The sequence below is a fragment of the Pontixanthobacter sp. genome (assembly GCF_049682855.1).
Classification (GTDB): Bacteria; Pseudomonadota; Alphaproteobacteria; order Sphingomonadales; family Sphingomonadaceae; genus Pontixanthobacter.
The window spans coordinates 142,796-158,950 of record NZ_JBAUIK010000003.1 but is presented as its reverse complement, the minus strand read 5'-3'; the positions used below and the strand labels follow the sequence as shown (position 1 = coordinate 158,950).

Here is a 16,155-nt window from a genome sequence, read left to right as displayed (position 1 = left end):
ACGCGCGCCCGGCGGCCATCTGCGCCGCCGCCCGCCGCGCAGCAGCGCGCGTCAAGGCCGGAACCAGACAGCCGCCCGGCACGACCGGTCAGTCGCCGCGATATGACACGGCCCCAAAGGCAACCCGAATAAGGCTGTATTATGTGATGGAGGAGTTGCTCGCCGCCCGCTCGTGATGGCGGATGACTTCCTCGATAATGAAACGCAGGAATTTTTCGCTGAATTCAGGGTCAAGCTGGGCTTCTTCGGCCAGCCCGCGTAGCCGCGCGATCTGGCGCGCTTCACGGCCAGGATCAGCCGGGGGCAGCGTCACTCTTGCTTTATACTCGCCAACCGCCTGCGTGATGCGGAACCGTTCTGCCAGCATGTGAATCAGCGCCGCGTCGATATTGTCGATGCTACGCCGGAACGACGCCAATTGCTCGTCATGTGCGGGCATGTGCCCGGTGCTGGCCGTTGTGCTAGCCGCGGTACTGCTGGGGCTGTCTGTGTTGCTCATCCTGCGCAGCTCTATCACGCATTTTGCAACCTTTCTACGCCGCTTCGCACTTGCCATTGAAGCGATGGATGGCCATGTGCGAGTACGTAATGAGCGCAGACATCATCCCCCTCCCGCAAGGGCGCCCGACGCTGGACCCGATGCTGGCGCTGACCGCGCAGGACATGAATTCGGTCAACTCGGTTATTCTGGACCGGATGCAGAGCGAGATACCGCTGATACCGGCACTGGCCGGCCATTTGATATCGGGCGGCGGAAAACGCCTGCGCCCCATGTTGACCTTGGCTGGGGCGGAACTGGTCGGTTATCAGGGCACCCGCCATCACAAACTGGCTGCAGCGGTCGAATTTATTCATACGGCCACATTATTGCATGATGATGTGGTGGACGGATCCGATCTGCGCCGGGGCAAGGCGGCGGCCAATATCATATTCGGTAATCCGGCGACAGTACTGGTCGGCGATTTTCTGTTCAGCAGAGCGTTTGAGCTGATGGTGGAGGATGGCAGCCTGAAAGTTCTGAAAATCCTGTCGAGCGCCAGCGCGATCATCGCAGAGGGCGAAGTTGATCAATTAACCGCGCAGCGCCAGATCGAAACCAGCGAGGAGCGGTACCTCAACATCATCAGCGCAAAAACCGCAGCCCTGTTCGCCGCAGCCAGCCGTATATCGGCGGTTGTTGCTGAGTGTGACGATGCGCAGGAACGCGCCCTGGATGATTATGGCCGCAATCTGGGCGTCGCGTTCCAACTGGTTGACGATGCGATTGATTACGATTCCAACGCTGCTGAAATGGGCAAGGATCAAGGCGATGATTTCCGTGAAGGGAAAATGACGTTACCCGTTATTCTGGCCTATTCACGCGGGACCGAGACCGAACGGAAATTCTGGAAAGCCGCAATTTCGGGCGTACGCAGCTCTGATGATGATCTGGCCGAAGCAATCGCCCTGATTGCCAAATATGATGCGGTAAGCGACACGCGTGAAAGAGCGCGCCATTTCACGCACCGTGCGATCGATGCAATTTCGATCTTTCGCGACAGCAAGGCGCGTCAGGCAATGGCCGAAGCGGCGCAATTTGCCGTTGCACGCGGATATTGAGGCGCAGCCTCTTTTCTTTCGTCTAACCTCCGATCCCGCTACAGCAGCGGCGTGACCACGCTGCCGATCCATTCTGTCCTGCCTGAATTGCTAGAGGCGCTCGGCACATCGGGTGCCGCCGTGCTGATTGCTCCGCCGGGGGCCGGGAAAACGACATCGGTTGCGCCAGCCTTGTTGAACGAGAGCTGGTGCAGCGGCGCGATCATCCTGCTGAGCCCCCGCCGGGTCGCTGCACGGGCAGCGGCTGAACGCATTGCGGACATTCTGGGCGAAAAGCCGGGAGAGACGGCCGGTTATCTGACCCGGATGGACAGCAGGCAATCGGCCAGAACGCGCATTCTGGTCATGACCGAGGCGATTTTCGTGAACCGCATCATCAGCGATCCCGAATTAACCGGGGTCAGCGCGGTGTTGTTCGATGAAGCGCATGAACGCCATCTGGACAGCGATTTGGGGCTGGCGCTGGCGCTGGAAAGCCGCGCTATTGTTCGCGAGGATTTACGCATCTGTGTGATGTCTGCCACCATTGATGGCGAGCGGTTCGGGCAATTGCTGGGCCCTGACGCGGCAATAATCGAAAGCGAAGGCAAGGCCCATCCGCTGCATATTGAATGGCTGGGCACGCGCGCAGAATTGCCATTGGAAGATCAGATGAGCGGGGCGGTCATCACTGCATGGCAGGGCGGCGCAGGCGATATTCTGGCGTTTCTGCCCGGTGTGCGTGAAATTGAGCGATTGCGCGAAAAGCTGACGGTCAAACTACCGAATACGCCGATACATCCGCTTCACGGCCAAGTTGATCCGGCTGGGCAACGCACAGCATTACGCCGTGATCCGGAAGGCAAGCGCCGGATCATTCTGGCGACCTCTATCGCTGAAACGTCATTGACGTTGGATGGTGTGTCCATCGTGGTCGATAGCGGATTATCGCGCCGCGCTGAGTTTGACCGTGCTGCGGGTACGACGCATCTGGTGACAGGACGGGCCAGCCAGGCCGCATCTGCGCAGCGGGCGGGGCGCGCCGCGCGGCAGGGGCCGGGCACGGCCTACCGCCTATGGACCAAAGCCGGTCACGCGGGGCGGCCTGCCTTTGATCCGCCAGAAATGGAAACGGCAGATTTGGCGCCGCTGGTGCTGTCTCTGGCACGGTGGGGTGTGCAGGATGCAGGCTCCTTGGCGTGGCTCGATCAGCCGCCGCCCGCATCGCTGCAATCTGCGCAAGACAGGTTGCGCCAATTGGGCGCGCTGGATGATGGCGGGGCGATTACCGATTGGGGCGAGAAAGTCGCGGCTCTGCCAATGGCACCGTCCCATGCAGCGGCGGTATTATTCGCTGCAAAATCGGGTGATGCCCTGAACGGGGCAAAGCTGGTTTTGCTGCTGCAAGAACGCGCCCTGGGCGGACGCGGGGAAGATTTACTTGGCCGATTGGCGCGCTGGAACACTGACCGTTCGCCTCGCGCGAAAGCATCGACACAATTGGCGGCGCGCTGGGCAAAACAGGCGGAAAAGCTGGTTGATGGCACGCAAGCACAGCCCATTCCGCCCGCCATATATCTCGCGCAGGCGATGCCTGCCAATATCGCAAAGCGGCGCGGTGCGGGCGGTGAACACTGGATTTCTGCGGGCGGGCGCGGCTATGGGCTCGACCCCATATCACCTTTGGCGCGCGCCGAATGGCTGGTGATCGGTGATGCTCAGGGCCATGCGAAAGGCGCACGGATAACTGCGGCTGCGCCTTTGGAGGCGGATGAGGCCGAACATTATCTGGCCGAGATGATCGCTCAGCAATCGGTGCTCAACTGGAACGCGCAGGCACAGCGTGTCGAGGCGCGGCTGGAGCGGCGACTGGGCGCAATCATGCTATCGAGTGGTCCTGATCCGCAACCCGATGATGGTGCCGTGCTGGATATGGTGCGCGGTAAAGCCCTGGACATGCTGGAAACACTCATTCCCGCCGCGCTGCTTGCGCGCGGCCGTTTTGCAGCAATTGCATCGCTGTCACCCGACGCATTGCGGGACAGCGCCCCGCTATGGCTTGATCCGATTTTGGCGGGCAAGCGCACTCTTGATTTTGGCGCGGGACAGATCGCCAATGCGGTGCTCAACATGATGGGTTGGCACGATCGGCAGACGCTGGATGCGCGCGCGCCGGAATATTTCATCAGTCCTGCAGGTTCGCATCATGCAATTGCGTATGCAGGCGATGGCGCCCCATCTGTGGAGGTGCGCGTGCAGGCTCTGTTCGGGTTAGACCGGCATCCGCTTATCGGTGACACGCCGTTGCTGCTCAATCTGACCAGTCCGGCACAGCGCCCGATCCAGGCAACGCGCGATTTGCCCACATTTTGGCGAGGCAGCTGGAATGATGTGCGCAAGGATATGAAGGGGCGATATCCAAAACACCGCTGGCCCGATCAGCCGTGGCTGGAGAAGCCCAGCCTCAAAACCAAGAATGCCTTTTCACGCAGCGATTCCTGATTTAAGGGCGGACACCTTATAAGGCAGGGCATCATGGCAGCACGTATTTATCAAATCCCGAAAAGCGCAATGCAATCTGGCAAGGCAAAAACGGATACATGGCTGCTGGAATTTGAACAAAGCGAAGCGCGCAGGCCCGATCCGCTGATGGGCTGGACCGGCAGCGGTGATACGCAGGCCCAAGTGCAGCTGAAATTCCCGACCAAGGACGCGGCAAAGGGCTATGCTGAAAAGCACGGGATCGCGGCACGGGTGCATCAGACCCCGCCCAGAACGCTCAAAATACAGGCTTACGCGGATAATTTCCGCTAAGGTTCTGACGGCTTTATCGCAGGTTTAGCTGGCCAGCTTCATACGCCGCGCGGCAATCATTGGCATCCCCGCGAATATCTTCATCAAGCAGCGGTGTGGTGGTCATGCCCGGACCTGCAAAACGCGGATCATCGCATTCGCCATCATTGGCCCATTCGCTGCTGTTATCACCGAAATCGATCGATGAAACCGGCTTGCGCGGGGCGGACGCTTTCAGCGTTAATTGCCCTGCCTCATAGGCTGTGCGGCAATCGGTTGCATCGCGTTTAATGTCGGTATCGAGCAAAGTCGTGCGTGTCATGCCGGGGCCCTCAAACCGTGGATCGTCGCATTCGCCATCATTGGCCCATTCGCTGTCATCATTGCCGAAATCAATCGATTGCCCGAGCACTGGCTGCGGCAAAGTGAGAGCGAGGGCAATGCAGCCCGCGGTTAGTTTGGTGATTGCGCGTGTCATATGTGTCCTCTCGCGATTTTCAGTACTGATGGCTGCGTGCCAGCGCGCCAATCCGCTGTCCAGTCTTGGCCAGTAGAGCGAGACATCATTATTGCATTATTGCGGCCACCCCTTGAGATACGCATGTGACGGCAGCGTTGGGGTATGGCGGCGTTGGGGTACGGCGGCGTTGGGGTACGGCGGCCGGGCCAATCCGTTTTCAGCATGACCGCGCTCTTGATTAACCGCCGCCGCTTCGCCATATCGTTCGCGGGAGTCGGGTGGACGTTTGCGTTCGCCAACCTGGTCAGGTCCGGAAGGAAGCAGCCACAACGATTTTGCTGCGGGTCGCCCGGCTCCTTTTTTTCCCCAGAAACAGTTCTGTTCAGCGCACAAATTCATCGCCGAGCGGTCATGACATTGCCGTGGCTTCATCCTACACTGAGGGGATGAGCGACTCACCTGACCAATCTGACACTCCGCCTTGGCAACATGGTGCGCATGATGGCGCTGGTCAAAGCGCCGGGGGGGACGAGCCACAAACCGCGCCGACTGCTGCCGAGCTGGAGGCCGCCGGTCAGGATACGATGTTTGGTTCCGCGGCGCCTGTGCCTACTCCTGCGTCTGTGCCTGCGCCTGCGTGTGAGCCTGAGCCTGGCGCACAAACGCCGCACCTGCATGCCGGGCCGAAACCTGAGGTCAGTGACCAGCCTTACCGTGTTCTGGCGCGCAAATATCGCCCGCAGACATTCAGCGAGCTGATTGGACAAGAGCCGATGGTGCGCACGCTGGCCAATGCGATAGAGCGTGACCGGCTGGCGCATGCGTTTCTGATGACCGGGGTGCGCGGGGTCGGGAAAACCTCGACCGCGCGGCTTATCGCGAAGGCTCTTAATTGCATCGGCGCTGACGGCCAATGCGGCCCGACGATTGACCCATGCGGACAATGCGAACCCTGCGTCGCCATTGCAGAGGGCCGCCATATCGACGTTATCGAAATGGATGCCGCATCGCATACCGGTGTTGATGATGTGCGCGAAATTATCGAGGCGGTCCGCTATGCTGCGGTCAGTGCCCGGTACAAAATCTATATCATCGATGAAGTCCATATGCTGTCGCGCAATGCTTTCAATGCCTTGCTTAAGACACTTGAGGAACCGCCAGCGCATGTGAAATTCCTCTTTGCAACCACCGAGGTGGACAAACTGCCGGTCACAGTGCTCAGCCGGACCCAGCGATTTGATTTGCGGCGTATTACCAGCGATCTGTTGCACCAGCATTTTGCCAAGATTTGCAGCCTCGAAGGGGTTGAGGCGGAGGCCGAGGCGCTGCACATGATCGCCGCCGCTGCCGAGGGATCGGTGCGCGACGGGCTGTCAATACTGGACCAGGCAATCGCCCATGCGGATTTGGGCGGGGACGGCGCGGTTGCGGCCAGCCGCGTTCAGGAAATGCTCGGCCTGGCCGATAAAAGCGCGCAGCGCCGCTTGCTCGGCTGTTTGCTGGATGGCGATGCGACTGGCTTGCTGGCATCAGTGAACAGCCAATATGCGTTGGGCGTAGAGCCGCTGGCATTGATGCGCGGCCTGATGGATCTGGTGCACCGGATCACGGTCAGCCAGGTGAGCGGCGGGGAACCCGATGCGCCAACCAGCGAAGAGCGTGATGCGCTGAAAGACTGGGCAGGGCGCCTGTCCGCCGCGCAGCTCCACCGGCTGTGGCAATTGCTGCTGAAGGGGCATGACGAAACGCGCCAATCGCCCGATCCGCTGATGTCCGCGCAAATGGCGTTGCTGCGTGCATTGCACGCATCCGACATGCCTGATCCGGGTAAGCTCGCCAAAAAGATTGAGCATCTGGCCGCCACCGGTGTGCCGGCCGCATCTGCGGGATCAGGTGACGCATCTGGCACGTCTGGAAGTGCGGCCGGTTCGCTCAATTGGAAGCAACTGGTCGAACAGGTCGAGGCCAATGGCAATCATTTGGCAGCGAGCATCATGCGGATGCAGGTGCGGCCCATCAGTGTCGAAAAAACCAGCTTGATATTTTCTCGCTCGCCGCAGTTCAAGGACGATATCATCCCGCAAATACGTGAGGCGCTGATGGGCGCAACCGGAGAGCGGTGGACAGTCGAGCACGTCGCCGAAGGCGGCGCGCCCTCTCTGGTGGAGGTGAGCGAAGCGCAAAGAGTTTCCGAATTGGAGAAACTTCGCGCCCATCCGCTCGTTCAAGCAACAATGACAGCCTTTCCAGAGGCGGAAATGGTTGAAGAAGATCACGGCCCGCATGCGCAATCTGCGGGCCGAAATACGTGGAGTAAACGCGCATGAAATCGATGGAAGAAATGATCCAGGCGGCGCAAAAAGCTGCTGAAACCATCCAGACCCAGATGAACGATGTTCAGTCCAAACTCGATGCAATCGAAGTCACGGGCGAGGCAGGCGGCGGTCTGGTGAAAGTGAAATGTTCTGCCAAGGGCCGCGTTCTGGGCGTCAACATCGATGACAGCCTGATGAAACCCGAAGAAAAGCAGATGGTGGAGGATCTGGTGACGGCGGCATTCAATGATGCGCGCGGCAAGGCAGACCGTGTTTCTGAAGAGGAAATGAAGAATATCCAGCAGGGTATGGGTCTGCCACCAGGGTTCAACTTGCCCGGTATGGGGTAATACCGGTTCTTAGGACGGTGTTAACATCTCTGCCCTAGGCCGGTAGACGGCTAGGAGGCCACGATAAAAGGTAACGTCATGCGTGACATTATCACCACAATTGCATGTGTTGCAGCGTCGCTTGTCATAGCGGGTTCGGCATCTGCAAGTTCGACATCCAGCACAATGGATGTCTCTGTAGAAGTACAAAATAACTGCCAGATTTCGGCTGGCGCACTGTCATTTCCGGTGGCGCAAATCCGCGATGTTGCATCGGCAAAAACAGCGATTGATGCGCAGAGCCATATCGATGTCCTGTGCACTGCCAACAGCCAGTATCAGCTCGCCATTGATGGCGGATCGAACCCGGTTGACGGCCGCCGCGCCATGTCGAACGATTCTGGCGGGCATCTGTTCTATGATCTTTACACTGACCAGGGCCGCTCGCAAGAATGGCTGGCCGGGACACTGCGTGATGGAGCGCAAGGCTCGGCGACAGGCCCGGTCCGGACGGTGGTATATGGCCGGATCAATGGTCTGTCTGCGACCACCCAGTCAGGCATTTACCGGGATACTCTGACAGTTACAGTCAACTTTTAAGGCGGGATAACATATGCGCCTGTTTGGCCGGGAAAACCGATAATCGTTAATGGCGGGTTATCCTAAGTTTAATCTGTCCCTAAGTCTTTTTGGCTAACCCAGCCGAACAGATAGAGGACTCTGAAACTCGGGTGAGTAAACGCACTATTCTTGGTATGACCGGCTGCCTGGCCGGATTGGTATGTTCTGTGCCGGCATTCGCCCAGTCCGAAAGCGCGAGCATGCCTGTGAGCGGGCAAGTCGTGAACCGCTGCGGCGTACGCGCAACGCCAATGGATTTTGGAACAATCAATCCCCGCAGAACCGGGCCGATTGACGCGACCGCCACTGTCACTGTGCGGTGCACGGTGTTTCAGTATGTTCAGATCCGCATGGATAATGGGCAGAATGCGATTGGAAACCAGCGGCGGATGGTCAATGGATCGGGCGAGTTTATCGAGTATAATGTCTATCTGAATGCTGCGCGCACTTTCCGCTGGGGCCCAGCGCCCGGCGGATATATGCTGGCGGGCAATACTGCCGGCATCAGCGATATCGGCCTTACAGCCTATGGCCGGATTGATGCATTGCCGGCGGGCGTGAACGGCGCATATTCCGATGTCGTAACGGTAAGCGTCATTTTCTGACGGCTTGCCCGATCGCCGCTGGCGGCACTGCACGCATCAACCGGCGGCGGCCCATCCACCACCGCCCGGCACAACGCCATTGCAGCGCGCCGAGTCTATACCCATATCTGTCCAGGCAGCGCATCTGCGCGGCGCAATATCGATCAAACGGACCCTTACATGAGCACTTTCCCCCTTCTTCCCCTTCGCGATATCGTCGTTTTTCCCGGTATGGTCGTGCCGTTATTTGTCGGGCGGGATAAATCTGTGGCGGCATTGGAAGTGGCAATGGAGGGCGATAAGGACATCTTCCTGCTGGCCCAGCTCGATCCCGGCTGCGATGATCCGCAGCGCGACGATCTGTTTGATGTCGGCGTCATCGCTCAGGTCCTGCAATTGCTCAAATTGCCCGATGGCACCGTGCGGGTACTGGTAGAAGGCACCAGCCGCGCAACATTGGAACAGCTTAAGGCTGCTGGCGGGCACACGCTCGCCGATGTCAGCATTGGCGAACCGGTGACCGCATCGGGTAACGAAGTGGTGGCGACCATGCGGTCCGTCACCAAGCAATTCGGCGAATATTCCAAGCTGAATAAGAAGCTGGGTGACGATGCATCGCAGGAGCTGGAAGAGATAGATGATGCCGGGGCGCTGGCCGATGCTGTTGCCGCTGCCATCAATGCCAAGGTGAATGATAAACAGGCTCTGCTGACCGAAGCCGATCCGTTGAAGCGGCTGGAAATGGTCATGTCCTTCATGGAAGGCGAATTGTCTGTTCTGCAGGTCGAACGCAAGATCCGCGGGCGGGTGAAACGCCAGATGGAAAAGACGCAGCGCGAATATTATCTCAACGAGCAGATGAAAGCGATCCAGAACGAGCTGGGCGGTGAAGCGGAAGAGGCCAATGAAATGGCCGAGCTGACCGAAAAAATCGAAAAGCTCAAACTGTCAAAAGAGGCGAAGGCCAAAGCCAAAAGCGAGCTGAAGAAGCTTAAGGGCATGCAGCCGATGAGCGCCGAAGCCACCGTGGTGCGCAACTATCTCGACGTGCTTCTGGGTCTGCCCTGGGGCAAGAAAAGCAAAGTCAAAAAAGACATCGCAGAGGCGCAGGAAATTCTCGATGCCGATCACTATGCACTGGAAAAGGTGAAGGACCGGATCATTGAATATCTGGCCGTGCAGGCGCGGACGAACAAGCTGAAAGGCCCGATCCTGTGTCTGGTCGGCCCGCCCGGTGTTGGTAAGACCAGCTTAGGTAAATCCATTGCCCGTGCCACCGGACGCGAATTTGTGCGCCAGTCATTGGGCGGTGTGCGCGATGAAGCCGAAATTCGCGGCCACCGGCGGACCTATATCGGGTCTTTGCCGGGCAAGATCGTCACCAATCTGAAAAAGGCCGGAACCAGCAACCCGCTGTTTCTGCTCGACGAGATTGACAAGCTTGGTCAGGACTTTCGCGGTGATCCGGCCTCGGCGCTGCTCGAAGTGCTAGATCCGGAACAGAATGGAAAATTCCAGGATCACTATCTCGAACTCGACCTTGACCTGTCGGATATCATGTTCGTGACCACCGCCAACAGCCTGAACCTGCCGCAGCCTTTGCTTGACCGGATGGAGATCATTCGGCTGGAGGGCTATACTGAAGACGAGAAAGTGCAGATTGCCCAGCGCCATCTGATCGCGAAACAGGTGGACGATCACGGGCTGAAAGACGGCGAGTTTGAACTGACTGAAGACGGATTGCGCGATCTGATCCGTTATTACACCCGCGAAGCCGGGGTGCGGACGCTGGAACGCGAAATCGCCCGGCTAGCGCGTAAGAGCCTGCGCAAAATTCTTGAAAAGGAAGCGAGCAGTGTGGTGATCACGCCAGACAATCTTGGCGATTTTGCCGGGGTGCGCAAATTCAAACACGGCATGTCCGACAGCGAAGCGCAGGTGGGCGCGGTCACTGGCCTTGCCTGGACCGAAGTTGGCGGGGAACTGCTGACGATTGAAAGCGTGACCACGCCGGGTAAAGGCGAAATCAAGACCACTGGAAAGCTGGGCGATGTGATGAATGAATCCGTCGCGGCGGCATTCAGTTTTGTAAAAGCGCGGGCACCAGCCTACGGTATTAAACCGTCGATTTTTCAGCGCAAAAATATCCATATACATTTGCCCGAGGGCGCTGTGCCCAAAGATGGCCCCAGCGCAGGTGTCGGCATGGTGACGTCGATCGTATCGACCCTGGCCGGCATTGCCGTGCGCGCCGATGTTGCCATGACAGGCGAAGTCACGTTGCGCGGCCGGGTGCTGCCAATTGGCGGGCTCAAGGAAAAGCTGCTCGCGGCACTGCGCGGCGGCATCACCACCGTGCTGATTCCGGAAGATAATGTGAAGGATCTGGCCGAAATTCCGGCCAATGTGAAAGACGGGCTCAAGATCGTGCCGGTCAGTCACGTTGATCAGGTTCTGGAGACGGCGCTGACATCAATGCCGCGCGCGATCGAGTGGACCGAGGCGGATGATCTTGCATCGCAGCCGGGCGCTGCGGGACATGGCGTGACCCCGCCGACTGCGCATTGAGTACCGCGACGCAACCGATTCGTAACAGAATGAAAACACTGGCGATAATCACCTAGCGCGAATCCGGCAGAGCCGTTTTGGAGAGAATCCGGCGTCTCTGAGTTCAAAAAGTCAGGTTTTGGCGGATTGTCTTTGACAGCCCGCGTAAAATTCCCTTCTAATCGCGTCTTTCGAATTGCTGATTCATATCGGCTGCGGTTGACAAAGATTTCAATGGGGGTTCATCATGAACAAGAACGATCTGATTGGTGCTGTTGCGGAAAATAGCGGCCTGTCCAAAAGCGATTCCGCCAGCGCGGTAGAAGGCGTCTTTCAAACAATCACGAAAGCCCTGTCGAGCGGCGACGAAGTCCGTCTCGTAGGGTTTGGCACTTTTTCTGTCGCCAAGCGGAAGGCATCGACCGGGCGCAATCCGCGTACCGGCGAACCGATGGCGATCAAGGCCTCCAATCAGCCCAAGTTCAAAGCGGGCAAGGGATTGAAAGACGCAGTCAACTAGGGTCCTGACCCTAAGGATCACGTGCAAGCGCGCTGGGTCCAGCCCATCTGAAAAAGCCCCGTTCGGTCCCGTGCCTGACGGGGCTTTTTCAGTGTGGGATCGTCTCCGGCGTGCGCACGACATTCCGGTGGGCATCTGTCCATGCTCCCGCCAGATCCCCGCCAGATCCCCGCCAGATCCCCGCAAGATCCCCGCAAGATCCCCGCCAAATCTTCGCCAAATCTCCGCCATTTCAGCGGGAGCGGGGCGCGTTCCCACCGGCTGCGCGGGGCCGCTTCGGATGTCAGCATCCGGCCAGCGCAGAAACAGCGCGGCAGCGCCGCAGCGCCGCAGCTACCGAGTGGCAATGGCATATAGGGCAATGGCTGCCGCGTTGGACACATTCAGGCTTTCGATGGCGTTGCTGATTGGCAAACGGGCCAGCGCATCGCAATGCGCCGCGATATTTGGCCGCATTCCGCCCCCTTCCGCGCCCATCACCAGCGCCACGCGCCCTGCCGGAAGTGCCTGTGAAAACGTTGCTTCGGCTTCACCTGCCATGCCAATCCGCCAATACCCCGCTGCCGCAATGTCGTCGAGTGCGCGGGCGAGGTTGACCACCCGAACCCACGGCACGGTTTCCAGCGCGCCCGATGCAGATTTCGCGACCACGCCCGATTCCGGCGGCGCGTGCCGGTCCTGCGTGATAATCGCGGCTGCCCCAAATGCCGATGCGGACCGCAGGATCGCGCCGACATTATGCGGATCGGTCACGTGATCCAAAATCAGCAGAGGCCCCTCAGATGGCGTCTCCAGCACATCGCCCAGATGCAAATCCTCCAGCGGCGCGCATTCCAGCACGAGGCCCTGATGCGGGGCATCGCGGCTGACCAGACGGGCCAGATCAGCCACTTCGGCATATTCAATCGGGAAAGTTTCCGGCAGTTCCCCGTCAAGCGATGCAATGCCTTCGCGCGTGGCCCATAATTTGTGGTGGCTGCGCTGGGGGTTTTTCAAGGCAGCCTCTACCGCGTGGCGGCCCCACAGGCGGATTTGGCCGGAACTTGCCCGCCCGCTGCCGCGCCCACCCTGCATCCGGCCCGCGCGGCCACGTAATGCGCGTTTGCTACCGCCTTTGGCCATGAGCACTCCCTTAAAAAATTGGATCAGTTCAGCGGTTGCCCCGCTGATTATCGATGCCATGCCAGCAGACCCCCTTATGCCAGCAGGCCCCCCATGCCAGCAGCCCCATTGACAGGCAAGCGCCGCTTCGCCATTGGGGCGCTTCTCGGCGGGTCAGTCTTGTAAATACGGTCCGTATTTGCAGATCACCAACGCAGCGGGTCTTCCCGTATCAAGCAAGCCAGTGGACAGGTGGCCGAGTGGTTAAAGGCAGCAGACTGTAAATCTGCCCGCGCAAGCGTACATAGGTTCGAATCCTATCCTGTCCACCACTTGCCTCAGCAACTTGCCCGCGCCGCTCATCGCCATGTTGAATGTGCATACGCGGCGCTTTGCGTACCTGTTCCTGTTCGCACGCGGTATCCTGTGCGCATGCGGTAGAGCGTAAAGCGGGGCGGGGCGGGCCGCGCACCCCCGCCATCCCCCTTCTCCCCCGGTGTCAGAACCGCCCAGTTACCAGCGCCCCGGGCACCGCGCGCATGCGCGGCTGGATATGATGCAATTAAGACACTCAAGCGGAATGTTGCGCAAAAAACGACTAACATGTCATTGTGTAACTCTGCATAGCTATGCAATAGCGTTTCGTAACAGCTTTGATCCGCAAAAGCGGGCGCTGCGTAACACAGTATCGGCAACGATACGCGATAAAAAGGGAAGAGGATGAAGAAAGCACTTTTGGGTTCGACAGCTGCCGTCTTGGCATTCGGTCTACCAGCCACGGCCTACGCGCAGGATGCTGACAGCAGCGAGGCTGCATCTGCCCTTGATGATGAAGACATTATCATCGTTACGGCGACCCGCCGGGCTCAGGATGTTCAGGATATTCCTCTTGCGGTTACGGCGGTCGGGCCCGCACAGCTGGAGCGGCAGGGCGTGAGTAACATCACCCAGGTTACGTCAGTCGCGCCGAGCTTCTCCAGCTCCACCGCGCAAATCGCATCCGGATCAGTCGTTCTGCGTATTCGGGGCGTTGGTACCACGTCGAATAACATCGGTTTTGAATCGGCAGTGGGCATCTTTGTTGATGGTGCGTACCAGTCCCGTCCTGGCGTTGCCCTGTCTGAATTTGTCGATGTCGAGCGGGTCGAAGTCCTGCGCGGGCCGCAAGGTACATTGTTCGGGCGCAACACATCCGCTGGTGCGCTCAACATTACCAATGTCCGCCCTGATCTCAGCGAATTCGGCGGTTTTGCGAATGCGTCTTACGGCAATTTCGATGAGTTGAGTCTGCAAGGCGCGGTGAACGTGCCGATTGTTCAGGATTCATTGGCTCTTCGTGTGACCGGCGCTTACCGTAAGCGGGACGGCTATCTCACCGTTGTGGACGAGAACGGTACACCGTTCGATGATACGAATGATGTCGATCAGTTCTTGGTCAGGGGCCAGCTGGGTTTTGAAACCGAAGGCGGCATTCGCGGCCGTCTGATCGCGGATTATTCAAAAAGTACCAGCAGTTGCTGCGGCGCTATCGAGCTATATGAAACGCCGCTGGTCGCTTTGGGCGCGTTTAATGCAGTCGGCCTTGGCCCAAATGCGGGTAACGGACAAAGAACCGTATCGCGCAATCCGTTTGGCCAGGATACCTTCCAGCAGGCGGTTGACGATCGTATTGTGTCGCTCAATTTTGCACCCGAGGCCAATGTCAAAAATTATGGTGTGACGGGTGAGATTGAAGTACCGATCAGCGATAGTGCGGATCTGATCTTCATTGGTTCCTATCGTAATTTTGACTCGTTCGAACGGTATGACAGCGACTTTACAGCACTCGATATTTTCGATGTTGATCCAAACCTCGTTAAAATTGAAACATACACCGCCGAATTGCGCCTCCAGGGCGAAGCTGCTGGCGGTCGTTTGAATTATCTGATCGGCGGTTATTATTCTGACGAGCAGATTAATACCGAACAAACATTTGTTCTGGGCGAAGATTACGGTGAAAATGTTGGTGCATTTCTGGGTGGGGGCTTCGGCGCAAACCCGCTGACGACATTTACCGGCGTGGAGCCTGCCGGCACGCGTACCACCAATGCGTTCAACCAAAGCGCGCAAAGCTATTCGCTTTTCACGCATAATTCATTCGAACTGGTCGACGGTCTGACGCTGACACTCGGCGCACGATATTCGTTTGAGGAGAAGCAAGGCGGCTTCGATCAGCTCTCTACCAATAATGCAATCTGCCCGGCATCGGTAAACACCGTTCTGGCGGCTCCAACCAGTCCGCTTGTACCGGCACTGATCGGATTGGGTTGCTTTGGTTTTGCAGCGCCAGCGGATTTGCCTCAGGCTTTCGCGCCGTTCAACTTGCCGCTGGTCCGGACATTTGACGCGGCGTTTGAAGATGAAGAGCTGATTTATACCATCAATGTCGGGTATGAATTTGCCGCGCCGGTCAATGTTTACGCCAGCTTCACACATGGCTACAAATCAGGTGGTATCAACCTCGATACCACGGCGGCTGTGGGCGGCGCTGACCCGACCTTTGCCTCCGAAGAGGTCGATGCCTATGAAGTCGGCCTGAAAGCCAAACTGCTTGATAATGCGGTAACGCTGAACCTGGCTGGTTTCCACGAGGAGTTTACAAACTTCCAGGTGCTGGAATTCACGGGCACCGCATTCCAGACTTTCAATGTCCCGGTTGCAAAATCGACCGGGGTTGAGCTGGAAACCGTTATCAGACCGAGTGATTACCTTACGGTTAGTGGCGGCATGACAATTCTGGATGCACGCTATCCTGAAAATTGTGCGGGTACATCCACTGCCATTACGGTAAATTCGCTGTGCGGAAACGATCTGACAAATGCGCCGAATATCGTCGGATTGCTGGGTGTCCTGTACGAGCGTCCGATCTCTGATGATTATGAATTCTCTCTGTCAGGCCAATTGCGGATCGAGAGTGATCAGCGGACGTCGACCCAAGCAATTGTACCGCCAAGTGCAGCCCAGGTGGCGGCACTTGGGCTTCAAGCGGCGATTGATGCAGCGCCGCTGATTATTGCCGATGTTCAAGATGGCAGCGCGTTTGTTAATCTGCGGGCCGGTTTTGGCCGTATTGATGATATGTTCAAAATCGAGTTCTACGTAAACAACCTGACTGACCGTGTGACCCGCGGCGTTACGTTCAACACCACTTTGCGGAGCACTGGTGCGAACAACTCACGCTCGGCGTTCACCCTGGCACCGCGGACATATGGCGTGACTGTCCGGACAAAGTTCTAAGGGCTGACTGCACTGAAGAAGAAAGGGCGCT

General features: G+C 58.2%; 13 protein-coding genes, 1 tRNA gene and 1 other RNA gene. 12 read left to right on the top strand and 3 right to left on the bottom strand.

The genetic code is table 11. From position 1 onward, the window contains the following. Window positions 1-139 precede the first annotated feature (139 nt). On the bottom strand, window positions 140-439 hold the full coding sequence (locus WA922_RS02090; protein WP_424770023.1) for a chorismate mutase: 300 nt from the start codon (window positions 437-439) through the stop codon (window positions 140-142). Between the two features lie 149 nt (window positions 440-588). Between WA922_RS02090 and WA922_RS02085 the strand changes: the two genes are divergently transcribed. Genes WA922_RS02085 through WA922_RS02075 form a run of 3 tightly spaced genes read left to right on the top strand, consistent with a single transcriptional unit; the run spans window position 589 to window position 4,392 of the window. Then, the gene (locus WA922_RS02085) at window positions 589-1,599 is read left to right on the top strand and encodes a polyprenyl synthetase family protein (RefSeq protein ID WP_424770012.1); all 1,011 of its coding nucleotides are present in this window, start codon (window positions 589-591) and stop codon (window positions 1,597-1,599) included. A 51-nt stretch (window positions 1,600-1,650) separates the two neighbouring features. Continuing rightward, a complete protein-coding gene (hrpB, locus tag WA922_RS02080; protein ID WP_424770011.1) occupies window positions 1,651-4,080 on the top strand; it encodes an ATP-dependent helicase HrpB in 2,430 nt (809 codons plus the stop codon). A 33-nt stretch (window positions 4,081-4,113) separates the two neighbouring features. Beyond that, window positions 4,114-4,392, top strand: coding sequence for an ETC complex I subunit (locus WA922_RS02075; protein WP_424770010.1), 279 nt, complete (start codon window positions 4,114-4,116; stop codon window positions 4,390-4,392). Window positions 4,393-4,405: 13 nt separating this feature from the next. Here WA922_RS02075 and WA922_RS02070 read toward each other — a convergent pair whose 3' ends face one another. Continuing rightward, a complete protein-coding gene (locus WA922_RS02070) occupies window positions 4,406-4,849 on the bottom strand; it encodes a hypothetical protein (protein ID WP_424770009.1) in 444 nt (147 codons plus the stop codon). A 249-nt stretch (window positions 4,850-5,098) separates the two neighbouring features. On the opposite strand from WA922_RS02070, the gene ffs reads away from it, so the two are divergent. The 7 genes from ffs to WA922_RS02035 all read left to right on the top strand — a co-directional run bounded on the left by ffs (window position 5,099) and on the right by WA922_RS02035 (window position 11,747). Next, an RNA gene (gene ffs / locus WA922_RS02065) (signal recognition particle sRNA small type) lies at window positions 5,099-5,194 on the top strand. A gap of 83 nt (window positions 5,195-5,277) precedes the next feature. Next, entirely contained in the window at window positions 5,278-7,158 is a 1,881-nt protein-coding gene (locus WA922_RS02060; protein ID WP_424770008.1) for a DNA polymerase III subunit gamma/tau, read from the top strand. Beyond that, window positions 7,155-7,496, top strand: a complete 342-nt coding sequence (locus WA922_RS02055; protein ID WP_424770007.1) for a YbaB/EbfC family nucleoid-associated protein — start codon at window positions 7,155-7,157, stop codon at window positions 7,494-7,496. Before WA922_RS02060 ends, WA922_RS02055 begins: the two co-directional genes overlap by 4 nt. A 78-nt stretch (window positions 7,497-7,574) precedes the next feature. Then, a complete protein-coding gene (locus tag WA922_RS02050) occupies window positions 7,575-8,075 on the top strand; it encodes a Csu type fimbrial protein (RefSeq protein WP_424770006.1) in 501 nt (166 codons plus the stop codon). A 155-nt stretch (window positions 8,076-8,230) separates the two neighbouring features. Further along, window positions 8,231-8,701 (top strand): Csu type fimbrial protein, encoded by a 471-nt coding sequence (locus WA922_RS02045; protein WP_424770005.1) that lies wholly within the window; start codon window positions 8,231-8,233, stop codon window positions 8,699-8,701. 159 nt (window positions 8,702-8,860) lie between these two features. Beyond that, complete coding sequence (gene lon, locus WA922_RS02040) at window positions 8,861-11,248, top strand: endopeptidase La (RefSeq protein ID WP_424770004.1); 2,388 nt, start codon at window positions 8,861-8,863, stop codon at window positions 11,246-11,248. A gap of 226 nt (window positions 11,249-11,474) precedes the next feature. After that, window positions 11,475-11,747, top strand: coding sequence for an HU family DNA-binding protein (locus WA922_RS02035; RefSeq protein ID WP_424770003.1), 273 nt, complete (start codon window positions 11,475-11,477; stop codon window positions 11,745-11,747). 333 nt (window positions 11,748-12,080) lie between these two features. Here the strand turns inward: WA922_RS02035 and rlmB are convergent, their stop codons facing one another. Next, a complete protein-coding gene (gene rlmB, locus WA922_RS02030; protein WP_424770022.1) occupies window positions 12,081-12,869 on the bottom strand; it encodes a 23S rRNA (guanosine(2251)-2'-O)-methyltransferase RlmB in 789 nt (262 codons plus the stop codon). A 225-nt stretch (window positions 12,870-13,094) separates the two neighbouring features. On the opposite strand from rlmB, the gene WA922_RS02025 reads away from it, so the two are divergent. Both WA922_RS02025 and WA922_RS02020 read left to right on the top strand, forming a co-directional pair. Continuing rightward, window positions 13,095-13,180, top strand: a tRNA-Tyr gene (locus WA922_RS02025). A 388-nt stretch (window positions 13,181-13,568) separates the two neighbouring features. After that, window positions 13,569-16,124 carry a TonB-dependent receptor gene (locus tag WA922_RS02020; protein ID WP_424770002.1) on the top strand — a complete coding sequence of 852 codons (2,556 nt, stop codon included), beginning with the start codon at window positions 13,569-13,571 and terminating at the stop codon, window positions 16,122-16,124. Window positions 16,125-16,155: the final 31 nt, after the last annotated feature.